This is a genomic window from Paenibacillus sp. FSL H3-0321 (assembly GCF_038002865.1).
Lineage (GTDB): Bacteria > Bacillota > Bacilli > Paenibacillales > Paenibacillaceae > Paenibacillus_AQ.
Genome location: NZ_JBBODH010000001.1, coordinates 4,057,917 through 4,079,584 on the forward strand (window position 1 = coordinate 4,057,917; position 21,668 = coordinate 4,079,584).

18 protein-coding genes are annotated in these 21,668 nt (G+C 46.2%); 6 read left to right on the top strand and 12 right to left on the bottom strand.

Annotated features, from left to right (window positions below):
- Nucleotides 1-34: 34 nt before the first annotated feature.
- The 4 genes from MHI45_RS17975 (at nucleotide 35) to MHI45_RS17990 (ending at nucleotide 8,020) form a co-directional block, all read left to right on the top strand.
- On the top strand, nucleotides 35-1,702 hold the full coding sequence (locus MHI45_RS17975) for an extracellular solute-binding protein (RefSeq protein WP_076111810.1): 1,668 nt from the start codon (nucleotides 35-37) through the stop codon (nucleotides 1,700-1,702).
- A 136-nt stretch (nucleotides 1,703-1,838) separates the two neighbouring features.
- Nucleotides 1,839-3,680 (top strand): sensor histidine kinase, encoded by a 1,842-nt coding sequence (locus MHI45_RS17980; RefSeq protein ID WP_076111808.1) that lies wholly within the window; start codon nucleotides 1,839-1,841, stop codon nucleotides 3,678-3,680.
- Nucleotides 3,681-3,683: 3 nt separating this feature from the next.
- Nucleotides 3,684-5,219 carry a response regulator gene (locus MHI45_RS17985; protein WP_076111807.1) on the top strand — a complete coding sequence of 512 codons (1,536 nt, stop codon included), beginning with the start codon at nucleotides 3,684-3,686 and terminating at the stop codon, nucleotides 5,217-5,219.
- 176 nt (nucleotides 5,220-5,395) lie between these two features.
- A complete protein-coding gene (locus tag MHI45_RS17990; protein WP_076111805.1) occupies nucleotides 5,396-8,020 on the top strand; it encodes a family 16 glycosylhydrolase in 2,625 nt (874 codons plus the stop codon).
- Nucleotides 8,021-8,099: 79 nt separating this feature from the next.
- Here the strand turns inward: MHI45_RS17990 and MHI45_RS35210 are convergent, their stop codons facing one another.
- Nucleotides 8,100-8,243 carry a DUF7660 family protein gene (locus MHI45_RS35210; RefSeq protein ID WP_439823171.1) on the bottom strand — a complete coding sequence of 48 codons (144 nt, stop codon included), beginning with the start codon at nucleotides 8,241-8,243 and terminating at the stop codon, nucleotides 8,100-8,102.
- A gap of 501 nt (nucleotides 8,244-8,744) precedes the next feature.
- Nucleotides 8,745-9,617, bottom strand: a complete 873-nt coding sequence (locus tag MHI45_RS17995; protein ID WP_076111803.1) for a DNA-binding protein — start codon at nucleotides 9,615-9,617, stop codon at nucleotides 8,745-8,747.
- A gap of 296 nt (nucleotides 9,618-9,913) precedes the next feature.
- On the opposite strand from MHI45_RS17995, the gene MHI45_RS18000 reads away from it, so the two are divergent.
- A complete protein-coding gene (locus MHI45_RS18000; protein ID WP_076111801.1) occupies nucleotides 9,914-10,240 on the top strand; it encodes a helix-turn-helix domain-containing protein in 327 nt (108 codons plus the stop codon).
- A gap of 484 nt (nucleotides 10,241-10,724) precedes the next feature.
- On the opposite strand, the gene MHI45_RS18005 is transcribed toward MHI45_RS18000, so the two are convergent.
- The 8 genes from MHI45_RS18005 to MHI45_RS18040 form a co-directional block, all read right to left on the bottom strand.
- Complete coding sequence (locus tag MHI45_RS18005) at nucleotides 10,725-11,927, bottom strand: macrolide family glycosyltransferase (protein ID WP_076111798.1); 1,203 nt, start codon at nucleotides 11,925-11,927, stop codon at nucleotides 10,725-10,727.
- Nucleotides 11,928-12,003: 76 nt separating this feature from the next.
- Nucleotides 12,004-12,537, bottom strand: a complete 534-nt coding sequence (locus tag MHI45_RS18010) for a YceI family protein (protein ID WP_076111795.1) — start codon at nucleotides 12,535-12,537, stop codon at nucleotides 12,004-12,006.
- 250 nt (nucleotides 12,538-12,787) lie between these two features.
- Nucleotides 12,788-13,903 (bottom strand): sensor histidine kinase, encoded by a 1,116-nt coding sequence (locus MHI45_RS18015; protein ID WP_076111866.1) that lies wholly within the window; start codon nucleotides 13,901-13,903, stop codon nucleotides 12,788-12,790.
- Nucleotides 13,893-14,576, bottom strand: coding sequence for a response regulator transcription factor (locus tag MHI45_RS18020; protein WP_039832860.1), 684 nt, complete (start codon nucleotides 14,574-14,576; stop codon nucleotides 13,893-13,895). Before MHI45_RS18020 ends, MHI45_RS18015 begins: the two co-directional genes overlap by 11 nt.
- Nucleotides 14,577-14,614: 38 nt before the next feature.
- Complete coding sequence (locus MHI45_RS18025) at nucleotides 14,615-15,172, bottom strand: VanZ family protein (protein WP_076111793.1); 558 nt, start codon at nucleotides 15,170-15,172, stop codon at nucleotides 14,615-14,617.
- A 93-nt stretch (nucleotides 15,173-15,265) separates the two neighbouring features.
- Nucleotides 15,266-16,132 (bottom strand): hypothetical protein, encoded by an 867-nt coding sequence (locus MHI45_RS18030; protein WP_076111791.1) that lies wholly within the window; start codon nucleotides 16,130-16,132, stop codon nucleotides 15,266-15,268.
- 284 nt (nucleotides 16,133-16,416) lie between these two features.
- A complete protein-coding gene (locus MHI45_RS18035; protein WP_076111789.1) occupies nucleotides 16,417-17,424 on the bottom strand; it encodes a phosphotransferase in 1,008 nt (335 codons plus the stop codon).
- A 443-nt stretch (nucleotides 17,425-17,867) separates the two neighbouring features.
- Entirely contained in the window at nucleotides 17,868-19,607 is a 1,740-nt protein-coding gene (locus tag MHI45_RS18040) for a methyl-accepting chemotaxis protein (RefSeq protein ID WP_256718153.1), read from the bottom strand.
- 344 nt (nucleotides 19,608-19,951) lie between these two features.
- Between MHI45_RS18040 and MHI45_RS18045 the strand changes: the two genes are divergently transcribed.
- Nucleotides 19,952-20,536, top strand: a complete 585-nt coding sequence (locus tag MHI45_RS18045) for a TetR/AcrR family transcriptional regulator (RefSeq protein ID WP_076111787.1) — start codon at nucleotides 19,952-19,954, stop codon at nucleotides 20,534-20,536.
- Between the two features lie 287 nt (nucleotides 20,537-20,823).
- Here MHI45_RS18045 and MHI45_RS18050 read toward each other — a convergent pair whose 3' ends face one another.
- Both MHI45_RS18050 and MHI45_RS18055 read right to left on the bottom strand, forming a co-directional pair.
- Nucleotides 20,824-20,973: a sigma factor gene (locus tag MHI45_RS18050; protein ID WP_218642527.1), complete on the bottom strand. Its 150-nt coding sequence runs from the start codon at nucleotides 20,971-20,973 to the stop codon at nucleotides 20,824-20,826.
- Between the two features lies 1 nt (nucleotide 20,974).
- Nucleotides 20,975-21,658: a TetR/AcrR family transcriptional regulator gene (locus MHI45_RS18055; protein ID WP_076111785.1), complete on the bottom strand. Its 684-nt coding sequence runs from the start codon at nucleotides 21,656-21,658 to the stop codon at nucleotides 20,975-20,977.
- Nucleotides 21,659-21,668 lie beyond the last annotated feature (10 nt).

Genomic DNA, 21,668 nt, shown 5'->3' on the forward strand with positions numbered 1-21,668 from the left:
GTAACTTACAAAAAACCGAAAGGATGATCTTCTTATGAAGCGTAAACCCGTTAAAAGAAGTCTGACTATCATGCTGGCCTTGATGCTGTCGCTGGCTCTGGCCGCGTGCAGCGGCAATTCCGGCAATAATGAAAGCGCCCCGACCGCACAGCCCGCAGACTCTACACAAGCGCCGCAGAACGAAGCAACGCTGAATCCCGATGAGCCCGCATGGAAACTGGATACGAGTCCAATCGATTTAACCTGGTTCGTCGGTGCCAACTGGTACGCCCACTCCTGGGGCGAAAGCTTGACCTCCAAGTACATTACAGAGAAAACAGGCGTCAATGTTAAGCTCGAAGTCCCTTCCGGCGAAGCGAACGAGCATATCACCTTAATGATGACCTCCGGCCAGCTGCCGGACCTTATCTCCATGGGATCATGGGAAACTGCTGTCAAAAAACTGTGGGAAGGCGACCATGTCTATGCCTTAAACGAACTGGCTGACCAGTATGACCCTTACTTCTACAAGGTGGCGGGTGACGGGACCCTGAAATGGTACCGGCAGGAAAACGGCAACACCTATGGCATTCCGAACGACTCCTACAGCCCGAACCTGATGCATGAAACGGGTATGACGGCGGCCAACCAGACGTTCCTTGTACGGAAGGATCTGTATGAAGAAATGGGCAGTCCAGACCTCAGCACCCCGGAGGGCTTTCTGAACGCGCTGCAACTGTTCAAGGATAAATATTCGAAATATAAGGGCCAGCCGATGAGCCCCTTCTTCGCCCAAGGCAATGTGCCATACGGCATGACTGAATATCTGCATAATCTGTTGGCCATACCGCACGAGAAGGACGGAAAAGTATATGACCGCGTAACCGATCCCGAATATATTGCCTGGCTGAAAACATTCCGCACCGCTTACGAGCGCGGGCTGATCAACGTAGACTTCCTGGTGGATTCCGATACGCAGGTGGAGGAGAAAACGAATAACGCGCGCTATTTCATGATGATCCGTGAATGGTCCGGTATGACGGCCGTGAATCCGATGCTGGCTGCCGGCACCAATCCCGATTCGTATTATATCGCTGTGGATGGACCGCAGAACAGCAGCGGCGACAGCGCCAAGCTGTTCCCCGGCAATATGGACGGCTGGATGGTGACAATGATCAGCAAGTCGACGAAAAATCCGGAACGGGCCATCCGCTTCCTGACCTATCTCTCCAGCGAAGAAGGGCAGCACGATCTGTTCCTCGGCAAAGAAGGAGAAACGTGGGAGACGGTGGACGGCAAGCCTCAGCTCAAGGCTGATATGCTGAACCTGATTGAGAGCGATATTGAGACGCTGGAGAAACAGTATGGCGTGCTCGATACGTACTGGATGATGCGTAACCCGGTTATCGTTAACCAGTGGAGACCGGAGAAAGCACCTGTGATCAAGCAGATGGAGGACTTCGCCAACGCTCAGGCCGATATTGACAGCGGCATTTACAAGGGGCTGGACCCGCTGGGCGATTCCGAGGTTGCAGTAGCCTGGTCACGGATTTCACAGAACTGGGAGGAAGTGCTGCCGGAGCTGATTACAGCCAAGGATGAGGCTGCGTTTGACAAAATCTTCGCAAGCTTCCTTGAGCGCCGTGACAGTTACGGCTTCCAGCAGGTAATGGAGTTCCGCCAGACCGAGCTGGATGTGCGGAAAGCGAAAATGGCCGATTAACAGCACTGCCGGCTGCCTGAGGGGCAGCCGGTCTTGTCTGCTTACGCAGGGGTTTCAGCAAGTTCGCCCATTCTCCTGTTTACCTGCCTGAAGGTTTGTAATCCATGGTATATTACAAATGTAGGGAGGTATGGGAATGAAGGCTGTATGGATGAAAATAAGGAAGCTTTACCGCAATTCCCGTATATCACAAAAATTATTTCTGGCTTTCAGCCTGATGATTGCCATTCCTGCCATTGTGGTATCCTTCCTGTTTATCCGGGCGCAGGAAACCCAGCTCTACAAGGACGCCATGGCCACCGGCAGCAGCCACGTCTCGCGCCTGGAGGAACAGCTGCGCAGCCGCATGGATATGCTTGAGAACGCTTCCTCAACAGCTCTGACACAGAAAGCATTTGTGGACTTCATTCATTCCGATATGCGGGCCGACGGTCTGCGGCTCGTCAAGTTCAGGCAGAATCAATACGAGCAAATGCATAATATTATTCAAAGCTACGACATGGTTAGCGAGCTAAGCTTCTATGTCGATAACCCGAACCTGTACGAGATCTGGCCGGAAATCTATCATTACGACCGGTTCTGGCCGCAGGACTACTGGATGTCACTGCGTGGAGAGAACGGAGCCGCTTACCGCTTGTTCTCCCTTCAGGACGGGGAGCATACGTTATCCTACTACAGATTGGTGCGCCTTCAGGGACAACAGTACAAGCGGCCTACCATCATGGAAATCCGGACCCGGCACAGCATCTTTTTCAGCAATCTTTTGGAGGAGGAGACAGGCGGTAATTTCTTCTCTGTTGTCATGGATGGGACCGCTCCTTCACGCCATGTTTATAATACCTCGCATGCTTTTGCCCTGGACGCAGGCGGGCAGCTGGATGAGATCCTTACCCGCGTTCACGGGCAGCTCGACGTACTGCAGCATAACAATCCCGTCGAGGTCCGGGCCGGTGATCAGACCTATTATGCGCTATACCGTTACATCGCGCCGCTGGATGCCTATGTCATTGATATCGCTTCCCGCCATGATCTGATGAAGGGGCCGCGAAGCTGGTACCTGCTCGTCGTGGCCATTACATCCTGCGTGCTGCTGATGATGCTGCTGTTAGTTTCATATATGACCCGGCGCATTTTCCGCCGTCTGGAGATGGTACTGGCTTCCATGCGCAAGGTGCGCAGAGGCCAGCTTGATGCCAAGATCCATACAGGTCTTGGCGACAATGAACCCGGCGATGAAATCGACTATGTCGCCGTCAGCTACAACAACATGCTTGATGAAATCCAGCGCCTGATGACCCAGGTCGTTGATAAGCAGCTGATCGCCAAAAACGCACAGCTCCATTCGCTCCATTCGCAGATTAATTCCCACTTCCTCTACAACGCACTGGAGTCGATCCGGATGCATGCGGAAGTGGAACGGCAGCCAGCTATCGCCGGTGCGTTGGTGTCACTCGGTTCGCTGCTGCGTTACAGCATGCAGTGGCGGGGCGATACCGTCAGTCTCGGGGATGAGCTAGCCAATATTCAGAGCTATATCCGCTTCATTAACTTTATGGAAGGCAGCTGCTTCGAATTGCGGGCGGACCTCCCGCCTGAGGTGCTGCGCTACCCTATTCCGAAAATGTGCATGCAGCCCATTGTGGAAAACGCCGTACATCATGCGGCGCCCCAGGGGGGCAGCGTGATCATCGAAATTAACGTAACCGTGGAGAACAACCTCATGCTTCTGATTGAAATCCGCGACAACGGAGCCGGCATCAATTCTCAGACGCTCAGCAATCTGCAAGAGGCGCTGGAGGATGAGTCGGATAACCCGATTGTCGCCAGCCAAAACGGCCTAGGATTAGAGAATGTGCACAAACGGCTGCAGCTGCACTACGGCAAGGGCAGCGGCCTTTCAATTGATAGCATACCGGGCGTCTATACATGCGTCACGATACGGTTGCCTTGGGAACAAGTCAATCTGGGGGGATGGTAAAAGTTGATTAATCTGCTGATTGTGGACGATCAGAAGCATATCCGCGACGGCCTGCAGGCTATGGTGCGCCAATTCCCGCTCCAGCCGGACAGCATTTACTGCGCGGGGAATGGCATAGAGGCGCTGCAGCTGCTTCGCCAGAACAGCATCCAGCTCGTCATTACCGATATCCGCATGCCCGATATGGACGGACTGACGCTGATGGCGCACGCACGGGAAGAGCACATCACAGCTGATTACCTGATCATTAGCGGATACGGCGATTTTGCTTATGCCCAGAAGGCGATCGAACTGGGGGCGAAGGGCTATTTGCTCAAGCCGGTGAACCGTGAGGATCTGCAAGCCTCGGTTGAGCATGTGTGGCAGGAAATCCGGACCCGGCAGGCGCTTTCGCGCAACATGGAGCAGCTATCCCGGCTCGCCCGGGAGACGGACCGCAAGGAACTCAGCCTATACATGCAGGGCTCGGTAAGCGATGAGGTGTGGGTGGGCGAGACGGAGCAGCAAAATGCGGAGCTATGGCGCAGCTACCGGCTCTGCCTGCTGCGCGAGGAGCGGCGGATTAACCAGCCGGGTGCCAGCAGCGCCCACAGCATGGAATCCATCGCCTACCGCGTGTATGGCAGTGAGGGCTGCATCTGCCTTCAGCACCGGCCGCACCTGATATTAGCCGTTGATGCCTCTGTTCCGACCGACAAGCTGCCCGCCGCTCTCAAGACCGCACAGATTGGCGCTACAGCCGTCATGACCGGGCCGCAGCAAGGGTTAAAGGCGCTTCCCTGCGCCTACACCGAGGTCCAGGAGTTATACCGGCACAGCTATTTATTCCCCGAGCTGCGCTGCTTGCTGCCGGAGAACACCGCGGGGCTTATGCAGCAGTGGCAGCTTCCCCATGAGGAGCTGTACGCTTTGTTCCGTTTCATTGGAGCTGACAACGACGGCAAAATCGCCGAGGGCATCTCGATGCTTTTTCACAAAGATGTGCTGCAGCGTTATCACATTCAATATACCGATCGGTTATGCCGGGCTGTGGTGCAGATGCTGGAGGAGTACGAGTGGGTGATACGCCCTTACATGGGGGAGGATGCGCTCGATATTGAATCGCTGCGTAACCTGTATGACTATCCGGGTATCCGTGATTATATTCAGGCGCTGCAGCAACAGATGCTGCGTCTCAACCATTTCTATTACGAGTTTAAGTGCAGCTACCGTAACTCGCAGGACCTGAACGAAGCGATCCGCTTCATCCACGAAAATTACCACAAGCCGCTTGATCTCGCCATGGTTTCCAACCATGTGTCGCTGAACTACGCCTATTTCTCCAACCTGTTCAAAAAGAATGTCGGTAAAGGGTTCGCTGAATACTTGCGTGATGTGCGGCTGGATAAAGCCCGGCGGCTGCTGGCCGAGACGGAATATAAAATCGTCGAGATCACGCCGCTGGTCGGGTATGAAAGCTACAAAAGCTTCACCCGGGCCTTCCGCGAAGTCATGGGCATGCAGCCCACGGAATACAGACAGATGATCCGGCGGAAATAAGTGTGCCGATCCCCCTTTATGGGGGATTTTTTGGGTTCATCCTGCCTAAAGCCAAAATAATGGGCCTTCATATAAAATCCTGTACCTTTAACCGAATTATTCCATTGGTTAAAATATAGATGTAATAATCTGTAAGCGTTTTCTATTGTGCCAAACGATTCTAAAGGAGGGCAAGTATGAAACGAATGTTCAAGGCTGAGATTAGGTTTACACGCAAAGTATGGAGCCTGTTCCTCGCGCTGGTGATGCTGTCGGGCATCGGCTTGTTACCAGCTTCCAGGGTTCAGGCGGCGGGCAACACTGTAACGTCCATGGCTTATTTCTCGGCAGCAGACGGGCCGGTCATCTCCAAATCCGGAGTGGGGCAAGCCAGCTTCGGGTTTGTTATGCCGGTCTTCAATGGAGGCGCCGCCAGCTGGAGTGACGTTTCCGGCGATGTGGGCGTTAAGGTGAAGAAAAGTGGCAATTGGGTAGACATCGACAGCGCAGGCGGTTATGTCTATAACCAGAACTGGGGACACTGGAGCGACGGCGGCGCGAATGGCTACTGGTTCACGCTAACGGCCACCACAGAAATTCAGCTATACTCCAAGGCCAATAGCGGAGTTACACTGGATTACACGCTTGTGTTCCAGAACGTTAACACCGCAACCATCACGTCGATGACGCCGACGCAAGGGCCGGCGCTTACGGCGGACTTCACCGGCAGCGCAGGTTTTACGTATCCCATCTTCAACAACAATCCGGGCCTCATCTATGATGCAGTAGCTCACGATCTGAAGCTGTCCGTCAAGCCTGTTAGCAGCAGCCAGTGGATTAACATCGACAACAATGCGGCCAGCGGCTGGATCTATGACAGCAATTTCGGCCAATTTACTGAAGGGGGCGGCGGTTACTGGTTTAAGGTAACAGAATCGATCAACGTCAAGCTGGAGTCGAAGACCTCTTCCGCCAGCCTCATCTACACCATTACCTTCAATCAGCCTGTCCGCAATTCATTCCTCCTCTCCGCTTACGACGGTACCACCTACACGGCGGACAAGAGCGGCGCCATCGGCTTCCCGTTACCTAAGATTGACGGAGGCGCACCGATTGGCAGCGAACTAGGCAACTTCGTGTATCAGATTAAAATAGGCGGGCAATGGGTCGATCTCAGCAACTCCGGCCAGAGCAGATTCATCTACTCGGGCAATGGATACAATAACATGTCCGCCGCCAACCAGTGGGGATACTGGGCAGACTACGTCTACGGCCTCTGGTTCCAGCCGATTCAGGAGAACATGGAAATCCGTATCGGCTACCCGTTAAACGGGCAGTCCGGCGGAAACGTCGGCAGCAACTATGTGTATTACAACTTTATTGGCAACCCCAATGCACCGCGTCCCGATGAAACCGACCAGGGAGACATTGCCATCGGGACGCCAAGTGATTCGGCGATCGCCGGCATGAACCTCATCTGGCAGGATGAATTCAGCGGCACCGCACTCGATACAAGCAAATGGAATTATGAAACAGGCTATTACATCAGCGATGATGCTAACAGCTGGGGCTGGGGCAATGCAGAAATGCAGCACTACACGAACAGCACACAGAACGTATTCGTGACTGGCGGACAGCTGAACATCCGGGCCTTGAACGATCACCGTTCGTTCCCGCAGGACCCGAACCGGTACGCGGAGTATTCCTCCGGCAAAATCAACACCAAGGCTCATATGTCACTTGAATACGGCCGGGTGGACATCCGCGCCAAGCTGCCTACCGGCGACGGCATCTGGCCGGCGCTCTGGATGCTGCCGGAGAATTCCGTATATGGAGCCTGGGCTGCATCCGGTGAAATCGACATCATGGAAGCCAAAGGGCGGCTGCCCGGCACCACCAGCGGCGCTATCCATTTCGGCGGCCAATGGCCGGTGAACCGCTATATCGCCGGTGAGTATCACTTCCCGCAAGGGCAGACGTTCGCGAACGATTACCACGTCTATTCTATGGTGTGGGAAGATGACAACATCAAATGGTATGTAGACGGCAAATTCTTCTTCAAAGTAAGCCGTGAGCAATGGTATTCTGTCGCCGCGCCGAACAATCCCGACGCACCGTTCGATCAGCCGTTCTACCTCATCATGAACCTGGCAGTCGGCGGCCATTTCGACGGTGGCCGCATACCGGACCCATCCAGTATCCCGGCTACAATGCAGGTGGATTATGTACGGGTGTACAAAGAAGGCACAGGCGGCGAAAATCCCGGCAACGTTCCAGTTAGCGGAGTCACCGTCACACCGTCCTCTTCCCAAGTAGAGGTAGGCAAGAGCGTCCAGTTAACTGCGGGCGTAGCGCCTTCGAACGCTACCAACAAAGCGGTCAACTGGTCAGTCTCCAATCCCGGCATCGCCTCCGTCAACGCAACCGGCAGCGTAGCCGGCCTCGCGCCGGGCGTTGTCACCGTAACAGCCACAACCGCTGACGGCAGCAAAACGGCCGCCAGCACTATCACCGTCGTCACGCCGTCCCCCGGTACCGTCGTCATCGGTGACAGCGTGCGCGGCCTGAAGAAGACCGCCAACAACCTGCAATTCTACGTTAACGGCGCGACCTTCGCCGACCTGCACTACAAGATCAATGGCGGCGGCCAGATCAACGTTGCCATGACCTCTACAGGGAACGGCAACTTCACCTACCCGCTCCTCAACCTGCAGCAAGGGGATACAGTGGAATACTCCTTCACCTACAACCCGGGGCAAGGAGCGCTCGACACGCCTTGGCAGACGTATGTGCATGGAGTGACACAGGGAGTTCCGGAGTAGGGATTTAGGCGGGATGAGCTGATTAAGCGGAATGCAAACAACCAAGCGATGCCCTGGGGCAATGCTTGGTTGTTTTTACCTACTCATATATCTTTGAAGCGTATAAAGTATCAGCAAATGTCTTCCAAGTTGGTTGTGATGGAATATTACTATAATCAGTAAGCCATGCCTCTACTTTGTGTTTATTTGTGATATGGTTTACCGCAACACTGTAACGGCGCACTTCCTTCAGCGGTTAACCTCGACCCGCCGATCTGCAGCCGATAATATGTGTACAGGGCTAGAACTTTTACATAATGGGTATAATATCACTAGAAGAGAGCATCAAGAGATGGCAACGGTATTTACTATAGCCATTCTATCTTTTGTATCGTGGCTTCATGCGGTAATCCTGCGGATCAGTACAAGCAAAAAAAATTTAACAAATATGTTTTTGTTTCGGCATTACTTATGTACCTATCTTGTGACCATATCCAAGCACAGACTTTTCAGCATAAGACAATTTTCAATTTGTCATTTATCATCTATTCTTTAGTATCAATTCCGATCCATATTGGCTTTTAGCATCACAGACTAAATCGAGAAATAACGCTACACATTGACAAGATACAAAAAATGAAAGGCCACCTGCATATTGCAAGTGGCCTTTCATTACCCGTTAACACCATGATTGAATGGAGTGATTTTTGCATTTGAAGGTGAAGTGGATACCGGAATTAAAATACTAAGAAATGTCATCAGCATAAATGTAGCTACTAATGCTTTTTTCATGATGCACCTCCTGTAAAATATTTTTGTACTTACTCAGCTGCTCCGTTGTAGCGAGTGGACGAACGTTTTCAAACATGGTTATAATTGTAAAAAATTCCCTGTATAAGTCCATTGTAACTGCTATTTGCATATAATCAAGCATATAATTTATTGCGATATCGTTCCGCCGCTGGTTCAAACTATAGGCGGCAAGTTGATTCAGTAATTTTACGTAATACACCCGATTTCCAAGGTCTTCAAGCTCGGAAAAAGCATCTAGTTGTTCAGGAATAGAGCTATAGTAATAATCGTCTATATTCCATTCATTCAAGTTTGCAGCCTCAAAAATTGTAATCAGTCCGGGCAGTGTTTCTTCATCATTATCTTGTATAAAATCAATATATTCTTTCAATAATCCCCTCTTGCCAGACAACAAATCAACGGCATACCCGTTGGCCTTCGAAAATCCTTTAAAACGCTCGATTTCCTCTATGTCCTCATTTGTAGCATTCTCATACCATCCCAAATCCGCATATTTAGCTATGTATTCTCTAGCCCGATCAAAAAGACCTTGCTTCTGATAAACTATAGACTTCGCTAAATACCCGTAGCCAAAATAAAATATCAAAGGGCGCTTGATCATTTGGTTCAAAGGACTAACAATTTCGCCCCATTTTTTCTTATTTTCATACAAATGTTCAGCCAAGGATAAAATTTGATTAGCAATACGATCCGCTTCGTCCCAATTGTTCTGTCTATAGCTCAGTCGGAATAAGTCGAACCCTTTATCCAGGGCATGTATATGCTCTGAAAGCAGATAAACATCATTGTCTATATCGTTCCCCACTACCAACGCCTCCGTAAAATATATTTTTCACTAAAAAGGAGCCTCTTAGGTGTAGTTATAGAAATATTATCTAAATTATTACAAATATAACCAATGTGTTCCCCATCAGTCAAATCCCAATAGCATTGAGATTAATCATTAAACTAAATATCAACAGAACACTGTCCTTTTGAAGATATTTACAGTATACCTCACGATACATACACGGACAACATTTTATTATTTTGAATCTTTTAATGGCTACACTACATTCCGTCTATTGTCTACACTTCTTAGTAAGGGAGTAGATAACTTATATGAATCAAACTATTGCTGAACAAATTGGTGCTATTGTAAGGAAGTTACGAACTGAAAAGAGTTTAACCCAGCAGGAAATAGCAGATGAAATAGGCTCATCCTTCTCCTTTGTGGGCAGAGTTGAGCGCGGTGAAAGTAACATAACAATAGAAACTATCATAAAGATTTCGACCGCCCTGAATATAGAATTCTTTGAACTAATGAATTTAGGAAGCAAACAAGAAAGCGAAGATATTATGGCAATTCATGCTTTGCTGTTAAAAAGAAGTGCTAAGGAACAAAAGAAAGCACTCAATATTTTAAAAGAGGTATTTGACGAAGTATAGAACTGTACAAAAGTCTAACTTGGTAGTGGGGTATCTCTATAATATGTGTACAAAACGTGGGATGCCGGCTCAAACCGGAAGCAATTAATGTGTACAAAAACCAAGAATGGCCACGCAGATTATTTGTGGCCATTCTTAGTTCGTGTACAATTCTATTTTTTCGCACTCGTGATAATGTATTTATTCGCCTCATCAATACTCCATATTTGCCTTTTCTCATCATATAAAGCTTTCAAGGATAGTGAGTAGACGTATTCCTTCTCTCTATGATAATCAGTTTTAAGTCATGTTGATCCTGATTCTCCGCATCCTTTACATTTATACCAACCGCTCCAGCAAAAGTGGCAACATTATTGACGGTGTTCACATCGAATACTCTTGGTAACATACCGGATACCATATGATGGCCATCAGCATAAACACTTTCTGAACAATCGTTACAATGTAGCACCATCCTGGTTGCGCTCCTGATACCGCGTTACATTTAGATGTGATATTGACTTTTAAAGTCTAATATCTCGTCAACGGCTTGATGATACCCGCCTGCTTTTCGAAAGGATTCCCTAAGTTTTGCGGCAGCTTTCTTAAAAGATGAGAGGCCTATCACATGATCTACAGCCTCACGGAGTTGATTTGCGGTCAAGCTCTGCATTTGTAATTGAATGCCTGCTCCGATATTGGCGACTTGCCTGGCAATGACCGGCTGATCCGCGCTTTGTGGGATTACAATTAGCGGAACCCCATAATAGAGACTTTCAAGGGTACTGTTCATTCCGCCATGGGTAATGAATAATTTCGCGTATTGCAGGACATCGGTTTGTGGAACGTAATTTTTCACGATGAAGTTTTTAGGAATTTCCCCTAAATCTGAAATTTGAACTTTATTCCCAATTGCCATGACAATAGGATGATCTGTGTTCTTAAATGCCTCAAAACAAAGCCTATAAAAATCAATGGCTTGGTTAAAGACCGTACCCAGTGAAATGTAAATGAGGTTGTTCTCCTTGATTGCAGGAAAGTCGAAGTTTTCTTGAGTAAATCTCGAAGAGATGGATGGACCTACAAATTTATAAGTTTGGTCGAATGCTTCTCCATCCGGTTGAAACTCCCTTGTTGTATAAACGATTGTAAGCGGCGCAGGATTACAAAACACTTCGTACGGAGATTGGATGTCCACATCGTATTTTTCTTTCATCCTTGCCGTCAGGCTTTGAAATTTATCGTTTATAGGTTTAGCTATTTCTGTAGATACTTCTATGAAAAACGGTTCCAGCATTTTATCGAATGAATCTTTTGTCTGCGCAAAAGAAGTGCAAGAGTTGACTGCAGGAAGCTTAAGAATTTGAGCAAGCAAATGTCCGCAGCCAAACATGGAATCATGGATGATGTAATCGAAATGCTCTCCTTCGATCTGTTCAAGAACGCTTGGTATGACGATATCTGCCGTAAGTAAAAGACCGTTGATTCTCTCGGGTAAATAGTCTCTTCCGCCTGAGATAAAGGCTTTTATAAATTTTTGATCGTCAAATGTTCGTACCGAAGCCCCCGTCTTCTCCATACGTTCCCGAAAAGCTTCTATACAAAAGTACACCACCTCTTCTCCACGCAGAATAAGCTCTTGCACAACTCCAATCGTTGGATTGATATGTCCCTCTGATCCGCCATTAATAAATAAGACACGCGCCATATTCACCACTCCTTAGGTATACTGTTCTCTAACTCCTTCTATTTGATTCTGAGCGTAATGATCTATATTCATATCGCTAATCTATTCTAATTGCCTCGATATAAAGCTCGATCTTCACTTCATTTCCGACGATTATACCACCCGTTTCCAGCGGCGAGTTAAATGACAAACCAAATTCGTTGCGTTCGATACTGGCTATTGAATGAAAACCTGCACGCTCCCGGCCACGAGGGTCTTTATTTAGCCCTTCAAAAACGGTATGAAAAGTGATGGGCTTTGTGACTCCATGCAGAGTTAAATTGCCCGTAAGTTCATATTGCCGTTCGCCAGCTAGGACGCAGCTGGTGCTTTGAAACGTAATGGCTGGATACTTAGCTGCATGAAAGAAGTCGTCGCTCCTCAGGTGTTCGTCCCGTTGCCGTTGGCGAGTTGTGAGACTATTTGCGTCTATGGAAGCCTGTATCCCCATGGTTGTTAAATCGTTGGGGTCAAAGCTTAAGGCCGCTTGGAAATGCTCGAATACTCCTTTTATTTTATTGATCATTAAATGCGTCACCGAAAACTCAACGGAGCTGTGGTCCGGATCTACTTCCCAATTGACATTGCTCATGAATAAATTCCACCTTTATGATAAGATTCTGAGAAAGGTCGCCCTATCTCCAAAACACTGCGAAATTCGCATACTCCTAATATATAAAAACGCTACTGACAACGTGATGTCAGTAGCGTTTTAGCATTTTTTCGGCTTCCTCGTAAATCCGATTTCGGGTTCCCTCCCCAGCGGGCTGACGGTTCACTTTTACCATCTAGTATTGCAATCCAACCATTACGCTTCATCTTATACGTAAAGTGCTATTATTTTATGGTTTTTTCAATAATGTAACGACAAAGGAGGTTTTCCCCATCGAACTTTTTGCCTCAATTTCCCCGCCATGTAATTTAACGATACTTTTAGCAATAGCAAGTCCTAGGCCTGATCCACCCGTGTATTCAGAACGTGACTTTTCTACTCTATAAAATCTCTCAAAAATATAGGGGAGATCCACACTTGGTATTGCTTTTCCATAATTTTTCACTTCAACTTCAACGGTTTGCCTCGAGTCACTTACTATAAGATCAATGTATTTTCCTTCTTTTCCATATCTCATAGCGTTTTGAATAAGGTTTTCAAACACCCTGGCAATTTTATTGCCATCTCCTACTATGACAGGACTATCAGTCGTTATGAATGTCCTCATCTGCATGCCCGCTTCTTGCATCTGAATCCTGTGTTGTACAACTAATTGATTAATCATTTCTTCAATATTAATAAATTGATCGCTTATAAGGGTTTCTTTGTTTTGAACATAGGTATATTCAAACAAATCATTTATTAAATGATGTAAGCGTTCGACCTTTGCATACACAATCTGTATATAACCTCGAAGCTCCACTTCGTCCCTATATTCATCTTCATTTATAAGATTCAAGTATCCGATGATAGAGGTTAGAGGTGATCTAAGGTCATGGGCAACATTCGTCACCAAATCATTTTTAATCTGTTCTGATCTTCGCTCTTCCTCAATGGCCTTCTGGGCTTGAATTACGACATTATTAATGTGGGCAGCAAGTTCATCTAAACCAGCTTCCGCTCTCTCTTCTATTCTATAATCAAAGTAACCGTTAGCAATAAGCTCAACTTCACGTATCATACGATTAAATTCAGTTGAAATATAGCGCTTCTTTTCCATTCGATAGAACAAGAACAGATAGAAACAGAGAATCAAGACAAACAAAAGTACAAGTATACTCTTTCCCATTAGAGAAAAAAGGATACTCGCTATGAAATCTAACGCACTATACTGCTGCTCATAATAATAAATCGAAGGAAGTAGCATAGCTACCGTTATCGTTGATGCTATTAGCGATAGCAGAGCATAGAGAATTGCTTTCCAAACTGGGATTGTTTTTATAATGAAAAACGTATTATTTTTCAATTTTATAACCAACTCCCCAAACCGTTTGAATAATCGTCTCTCCTGTTGCAGCAGCAATTTTGTCTCTTAGGTTACTAATATGAACCATAACGGTCTTATTAGATCCTGATCCTATTTCATTCCATACCTTTTCAAAAATCTCTTCTGAGCCGAACACTCTTCCGCGATTTTTGGCTAACAAATATAAAATATCAAATTCAATAGCTGTCAACCTTATTTCTTGTCCCTGAGCATGAACAGCATGGCTTTGTTTATCAATTTTCAAGGAGTGAATATAGATGCTATCTGGATCTTTAACCGTTGGTTGATAATTAGCTCTGCGTAGTAATGCCTTTACTCTCGCTGTTAATTCCAATGGATTAAAAGGCTTAATCATATAATCATCAGCACCTGTCATCAAACCAACAATTTTATCCATGTCTTCTGCTTTTGCACTTAACATCAAGACTGGAATTTCATGCTCTTTTCGAATTTCTCTACAAACATCCAGTCCATTCATTTTGGGCATCATAATATCTAATATCACGAGGTCAATAGAGTGACGCTCCATGAATTGAAGTGCTTCAAGTCCATCCTGCACTGTATAAATTTGATAGCTTTCATTGCGCAAATACACCCCAATTAACTCGGCAATCTCTTTATCATCGTCTACAATAAGTATTTCGGTAGTCATATATTCCCCCCTTCAAAACCATGTCCAACGTCCCCCTATCATAATCTTATCTTATTAAATAAATTATTCCCATTGCTTCTCTTTAATAGTCCGTTTATTACTATATATCCCAAAATCGCTCCAACAGTATTGGCAATAAGATCATTAATATCTGTGCTCCTGCCGTTGCCAAAAATAATTCTAATCATCATCTGAAATACCTCAATGAATAAACTTAAAAAGAATCCGTGATAAGCTACGTTTTTTAAGGAGTCAAACTTTCTATTGAGCAGTGGCAGATACACACCAAAAGGCATCAACATTATGATATTTAATACAAAGGTTTTTACGTCGATCGTTAATATTGGAATGAAATTAATCGTTTTGTACCAAGGAGTTAGATTAGCATATTTGCCAATATTCACATCGATGGGGAAGAACACTAACTGGATGACACACAGTAAGTAAATACTAAACGTTATTACTATAAAATATTGGCCTACATTTAGTTTTCTTTCTTTCCACGGAGCACCTACAATCAGATACAGAAGAACTAATAAGAATAAGGGTACCAGAAAATATGTTGATTGAATCGTAAACACAATGGATTGTTCCACGTTATTTCCTCCTAATTTAGGTGACTGTCTTTCATTAATTTTGACAAGAAAAAATGGGACTGATTGAAACAGCCCCATTTTATCAATCCATCATTATTTAGTAACCGGAATGATATGACCATCGATCGATATACTTGTGATCTTCGCTGTATTTAAGAAGACTTTTTTTCCCTCTCGGTCTAAATTATAGTTCCATTTAAACCCTTGATCTAATGTGCTTGCCGAGCCTAAATGAAGTTCAGTATCCTTGCCATCTGACGTCGATATGCTAACTTTGGGGTTATATTTCGGTAATTGATCCGTTTGCCCATCTAAACGATTACCTTCAATGCCAATCCCAATCGTAGAAATATTAATGGTTTGAATGGACAGCTTTTCTTGTTGCTGTGAAAGGGTCTGATCAATTCCGATATTGTACGATGTACTGCTCTCTTGTGCTGTAAATGTATTTTGGAATGGACCTTTAGCAATAACAGCTCCTGTATTATTCACTACTGCATCCGCCTTAATCGTAACTTTCTTTCCTTTCAAAGGACTTGGTGTGTCGACATCAAACATGGCGATGATCTTTTTACCATCCTCTGTCACTCGTTGCTCCACCATGTAACTAGCATCCTTTGCCCAATTTAGTTCAGGCGTAGCAATGGCCGCATCTTGAGGGAAAACCGTGCCGTCTTCGTTCTCAAAAGAAACGATGATCATCGCACTATTTTCTCCAATAATGCTTTCTTCTACCGTTGTTTTAATCCCTGCCGTTACTTTAGACTGATTAATCAAAGTCGCAGATTCCCTAGAAATTTCGGTATTTCCATTGAAAAACTCTTTGAAAACAGCCTTATCTGTTGAAGCTAACGCTGAGGTTCCCATCGCCATTAATGATATTGCTGCTATCGCTGTACCCACTACCCACTTTTTCCTTGCATTCTTCGTTGTCTTATTACCATCCTGATTGTTGTTCATTGTACATCCCTCCAATATTTTTTTGGTTGTGTTCTTGGTGAATGTACTTAGTATAAACAGCAGTTTCTAAGTTCCTTTAAAGAACGTTTAAAGATTTAGTAAATTTTCAGGGGAGATCACACAGAAAAGCGTCGGCAAAGCGGACAAGAACTACGCTGGACGATTCGAACGACGAAGTATAATGTTTTTCTTTTGGGACAAGGCGACCTGTTGATCAGTCCCCTTTCTTCGAAAATCGCTTTATTCAACTACCGTATCCGTGCATTAGGTTAGTGTACATCCAGTTAGATGTCCCCAAGAAGAGCGTCGAGTTGCTCCCACCGCTCCGCAGTGTGGATCATTTCTTCGGCAAAACGGACAGGGACCATGCTGGACGATTCGAACGACGGCTGAATCCACCAAAGCGATTCGATACACCAGTCGTACTTGATTGCCCTCAAAAGCGAGCCCGGCGGTAGCCGCCGCACACTACGGTAGCCTTCAGTGAAAGCGACCACTGCATCCTTGTGGAATCCGCGCTCGCTGAGCGTGCCGGAAAGGACAGCCCGCCCGAGGTCCAGCGCCGGAAACGAGTAGCGTGCCCGGTCGAAATCAACGATGGCTGCCAGAGCATCTCCTTCGAAAAGCAAATTGTCTGCCCACAGATCGAGGTGAGCCCAGCCGGCAGTCAGAGGCTTAAAGTCATCATCTCCAAGGGAATCAACAATCGCCTTCTGTAATTGCAATGCGTTCCGGACGCGCTCAGACGAGTTACGAGCCGCCTCCCAACTTACCTCCCAGGTGCGCTCCAGCTCCTCGCGAGACAACCGCCAAACAGGTTCCTCTGGCGGCACTGCTGCTCCGAGGCCTGATGCCATCGCGGAATCCCAGACGGTATGCATATCCGCGGCAGCCCGTCCGAGTGCGTGCATCCTATGCTCACCGATCTTGCCAGCAGGCACCATAGCGCCCGGACAACACGTCATGACGGTCATGTACCTTCCGCACGGCAGAATGTGCATGCAGCGCCCATCCAAAGTCAGCGGCTCAGGACACGGTCCTCCCGACTGGTAAAAAAGAAGTTGCAGTTGCAGCGCATTTTCAATCTTGCCGCGAAATTCCGGATCATGCATCTTAAACCGCTCAGGGTGATAGCTTTTGGCGAACAGCCACCCCTTGTTCGTCTCGACAATCCACTTCTCGTTCAATAGCCCACGCTTAACACGCTCGGCGGACAGCAACTCAGCCGAAAAATGCTTTTTCAGCCAGTCCGCGATTTCGTTGACTAATTGGTCCTCAGTCGTCAACAGCATTTGAATCCAACCTTTCTAAATCCCTCCGCACCCGAACAGCGAAACTGCGCAGAGAGCGTAGTAGAGTTTTGAAACTATTAATGAAACAATGTTAAAAAGAGGCGGTTCTCCCCTTTCCGGGGGGATACGCCTCTGAATGGTCAGGTCACGGCCATGCTTTGGCCTTGTTATATGCTTCATAGTAAGAATATTATGGGGGTTGGGAATAGTCAAACTAAATAAGGCAGAACATTGTATTGAGCCTTCCTTCTATTATATAAACCCCTGAGATAACAAAATCTTCTGTACTTCAACGACTTTGATTAGCAATAAAAGTGCAGAAAAAATAGCAGCAATCACCCGGCTAACCCGAGAAGTGATTGCTGCTAACGCAATGAGTGTTATATTATTAATTTTTGTCCAAAGCGTAGTCAGATAGCTCCTTTTCTTATTCTCAGTACTAATTATTTTTGTACAATTCGAAACCTGCTGATCATTTCGCTCACTTGTTGGCTTGATTGTTTCAATTGTTCAGCTGCACTATGCAGATGGGAATACGCTTGACTCTGATCGTTAGAAGCCGAACTGATCTCTTCTGTGGCAGACGCTGCATCTCGAGCTACATCGGATATCTTGATAATGGATGAGACCACCTGTTCCCTGTTAACATTCATCTGCCCTATATCCCCATCCATCTCTTGAATCGAGCAGATGATTTCCTTTAGCATATCCGTAATCGATTCAAATACCGTTCCCGACTCCTGAACAATAAGAGATTGTTCGGAGATAACCACCTCTGTCTGATTCATGACCTGCAACGTTTGAGAAACTTCTTCCTTGAGGCGTGCAATAGTTGTGTTAATTCTCTCTGTTGAGTCATAAGTCATGGTCGACAGCTTGCGAATCTCTGTAGCGACGACTGCAAATCCTTTTCCGGAGTCGCCGGCACGCGCCGCTTCTATGCTCGCATTTAATGCGAGGAGCTTCGTTTGCTCGGATACTTCATTAATCGTTTGTACGATTGTGGAAATCGTAAGCATCTGTCCTGCCAGGCCTTCAATATGCTGTACGACCAGTTGGTTTGCTTCTGTCGTTTGGAGATTGTGATCCTGCAATTTCTTTACTTTATCCATGCCGCCTCTTAAGACGATTTCCGCCTCCGAAGACAAGCTGGTCATTTTTTTGTTCCTTACATTTACCTTTTCAATCGTGTCCGATAGCGCCATCGCTTCACGGCTCGTTGTCTCTGCCAAGGACGCCTGCTCGGAAGCACCAAATGCAATTTCATTAATGCCCAATGTCATTTCCTCGCCGGTTGCCGTTGTTTGTTCCGCAATAGAGGTAAGTTCATGAGCGGAAGTATTTACATCGCCAATCGATTGGCTTACTATCGAAATGAGTTCTTTCATATGAGATGCCATTATATTAAAATCAGCGGTTAATTCCCCAAGCTCATCCTGGGAGAAGGTACGTATATCGACGGCCAGATTGCCCTCCGCCATCTCTCGGACACGTCCGCGCAAATAACGGATCGGATGATGGATGGATCGGATGATCAAATAACCAAGCAACGATGAAGCGATCAAGCCTGCCAATGTTAAGAGGATAGTGATCAATCGCAGGAAGCTGTATTGTTTTTGTGTGCTTTCCAACATGATTTGATTATCATCGTAGTACAGATCGCCTATGTCATCCAACGTGTCTTCCATCTGGTCAAACTTTTCGCTGCCCTCCTGATACGAAAGAAGATTCGCCCTTTCACGGACAGTTGAATCCTTTGACGATAATCCGTCAATCACTCTCTTGGAGACCGATTCATACGCTACAACCGCTGCTTCGTGGTCTTGAATCAACTTTTCCTCATTATCAAAAATAGTTCCGATTGACTTATACTTATTAAGTCTCTTCTTCGCCGACTCCTTCTGTTTTCCATAATCCTCCAGTTGCTCTAAAAATTGTTCCGACCCTGGTTCATAACTATACAGCGAACGTTCTGCCAACAGCATCTGATATAGGTCGACGTCCGCTGTACGAATGATATCGATGACTTCCGCTCTGACACTGAGGCTCTCCTCAAGCGAGGATTGCACCCGCTTCAAATTGTAAATCCCAGCGCCTCCGATCACAAGGCTGGTGATTACAGTAACGACGACCGTTAGAATTACTTTGTTCCTGATCGTCATCATGAACTTCTTCCCTCTCATTATGCCTCACTCCCATCTAGTCTCTCTCGAGGTAACATGAAGTACTATTTGTCATCGTTTGCAGAAATTGTGAAATTGTTAGAAACCAAGAATCACGCACATGGTAGGTTTGTTGCTTTTGGATCTCCTTGAACGAGTAAGTTTACCAAATAAAGCGATGATTAAAATAACAGTAACGGGAGCGGCCCATGCTAATTTTTCTATAAATAATTTCAATAAATTTTATCCTTCTCATTTTTCAATACGTTGATTTTCAGCATGTGATTATCTTATAATCTGGGAATAGCATAAGCAATAAACAGAAGTAGGGAAATTGTTGTATTTAAAGAAGAAGGTGATTTTTAATGAGTATATATAAAGAGAAGAAACAAAAAACAAAATATCTTATTCAAAAATCATTTCTCCAAGTTTTAGAAAAAAAGAAATTTGAATCGACTACGATAGGGGACATTACGAAAATAGCACAAATCAATCGCGGGACATTTTATTTGCATTATTTAGATAAATTCGATTTACTGGATCAAATGGAAGAGCAGTTATTTTCAGATATAGGAAATCATATTGATGAATTACAATCTCGCTATTTGCCTACTCGTACGTTCGATATAGAACAAAAACAATTAGCTGATTCATTGTTCAGTTTTATCGAAATCAATGAGCCAATTTTAAAGATATTTTTAAGCAATCATGGTAGAGCGGGTTTTCACATTCGATTTAATGATGCCTTTTCAGAAAAGGTACGTTTTAATTTAGAAAAGCATGAAAGCTTCTATGCAAATTTAAAGGTCCCAATGGAATACTTTTTATCCTTTATAACCTCTGCTTTTTTAGGATTAATTGAACAATGGATTCGAAATGGTTTAGATAAAACCCCTAAAGAAATGACAGAGTTGTATATTGAGATTATTTTCTTTATTCAAAGGAAATAACGAGGATCCCCTCTCTTCAACGATTCGGGTACAGACTTTACGGATCTTCTGCTCAAGCTGGTCCACCTCAGGCACAGGGCTGCACAGCTTCGCGAGCAAAGGCGAGAATCTGCCTACGGTTACTTTGCGAAGATCCTCCGCTTAATATTCTTATAGAGGCCCAGATCATCTGTTATTTTCTGAAATCGCTTCGCTCCCTTTCGATAAGAGCCCCTGCTCCATAACGGTAAACGCCTGCCCCGCATCCTGTTCATAGAAGACTGCAACCTCTTGCTGGTAGGCATAATTCAATCGTACTGGTCCCAGTTCTGCCAAGCGCAGAGCATGGTATCCTGTACCGCGTCTTCCGCTTCAAAAATGGACCCCGTCATCCGATAACAATAACCGATTAGTTCAGAACGCAACTCCTTGAGCATGTCAAACTCTCCAGATGACATTCTACTTCTCCTGCTCCTTTATCACCTGCTCAATCCCGAGCAGAATCAGCTTCAGGCCGAACTCAAACGCCCCGTCGGTCCCCATTAGCTCGAACAGCCCGTTCGTAAACATCCTCCTGAACAGGCCCGTATCCGTCTCGCTCATGGAATCCAGAAGGCGAATCATCTCCTCACCCGGAGCTGCTCCCGGGTCCTCCTTAAGGATAGCGGAGACATTGCGCTCATGCTGATAATCGTCTAGGACGAAGTAGTAGACATAGTTCACAAGCGTAGTAATCACTTGCATTTTCTGCGCTTGCGCAAGCGGCGTCGATTCCACGCAGAGCAGCATACGGTTGGTGAACCGGATGATGTCTGGTTCGTGGGGCAGCGTCATCATCATGAGCTGCGTAGAGCAGGGATATCGGCTGAGCACGCTCCGTACTGTTACCGCAAGCCCTGTCAGTTGCTCCTTCCAATCTCCCTCGGAGTGGAACTCCTCCAGAATCACCTTCGATACCTGATTGGCCAGGCGCTGGTAAAGATTCTGTTTGCTCTTGAAGTACCAGTACAGGGAGGGAGCCTGAATCCCCAGCCTGTCGGCCAATCGTCTCATGCTGAATTTCTCGATGTCCTCCTCTCCAAGAAGCTCCCACGAGGCTTCCAGAATCCTGTCCTCCGAAATTTGAGGCTGCTGCTTTTTCATCGTTATCCGC

Bases quoted from the DNA above. Each gene is read 5' to 3' on its own strand.
- MHI45_RS18040 (WP_256718153.1), bottom strand. From the start codon at position 19,607: ATGAGAGGGAAGAAGTTCATGATGACGATCAGGAACAAAGTAATTCTA.
- MHI45_RS17990 (WP_076111805.1), top strand. From the start codon at position 5,396: ATGAAACGAATGTTCAAGGCTGAGATTAGGTTTACACGCAAAGTATGG.
- MHI45_RS17975 (WP_076111810.1), top strand. From the start codon at position 35: ATGAAGCGTAAACCCGTTAAAAGAAGTCTGACTATCATGCTGGCCTTG.
- MHI45_RS18050 (WP_218642527.1), bottom strand. From the start codon at position 20,973: ATGTCATCTGGAGAGTTTGACATGCTCAAGGAGTTGCGTTCTGAACTA.
- MHI45_RS18005 (WP_076111798.1), bottom strand. From the start codon at position 11,927: ATGGCGCGTGTCTTATTTATTAATGGCGGATCAGAGGGACATATCAAT.
- MHI45_RS18020 (WP_039832860.1), bottom strand. From the start codon at position 14,576: ATGACTACCGAAATACTTATTGTAGACGATGATAAAGAGATTGCCGAG.
- MHI45_RS17980 (WP_076111808.1), top strand. From the start codon at position 1,839: ATGAAGGCTGTATGGATGAAAATAAGGAAGCTTTACCGCAATTCCCGT.
- MHI45_RS18010 (WP_076111795.1), bottom strand. From the start codon at position 12,537: ATGAGCAATGTCAATTGGGAAGTAGATCCGGACCACAGCTCCGTTGAG.
- MHI45_RS18030 (WP_076111791.1), bottom strand. From the start codon at position 16,132: ATGAACAACAATCAGGATGGTAATAAGACAACGAAGAATGCAAGGAAA.
- MHI45_RS18000 (WP_076111801.1), top strand. From the start codon at position 9,914: ATGAATCAAACTATTGCTGAACAAATTGGTGCTATTGTAAGGAAGTTA.
- MHI45_RS18045 (WP_076111787.1), top strand. From the start codon at position 19,952: ATGAGTATATATAAAGAGAAGAAACAAAAAACAAAATATCTTATTCAA.
- MHI45_RS18055 (WP_076111785.1), bottom strand. From the start codon at position 21,658: ATGAAAAAGCAGCAGCCTCAAATTTCGGAGGACAGGATTCTGGAAGCC.
- MHI45_RS18035 (WP_076111789.1), bottom strand. From the start codon at position 17,424: ATGCTGTTGACGACTGAGGACCAATTAGTCAACGAAATCGCGGACTGG.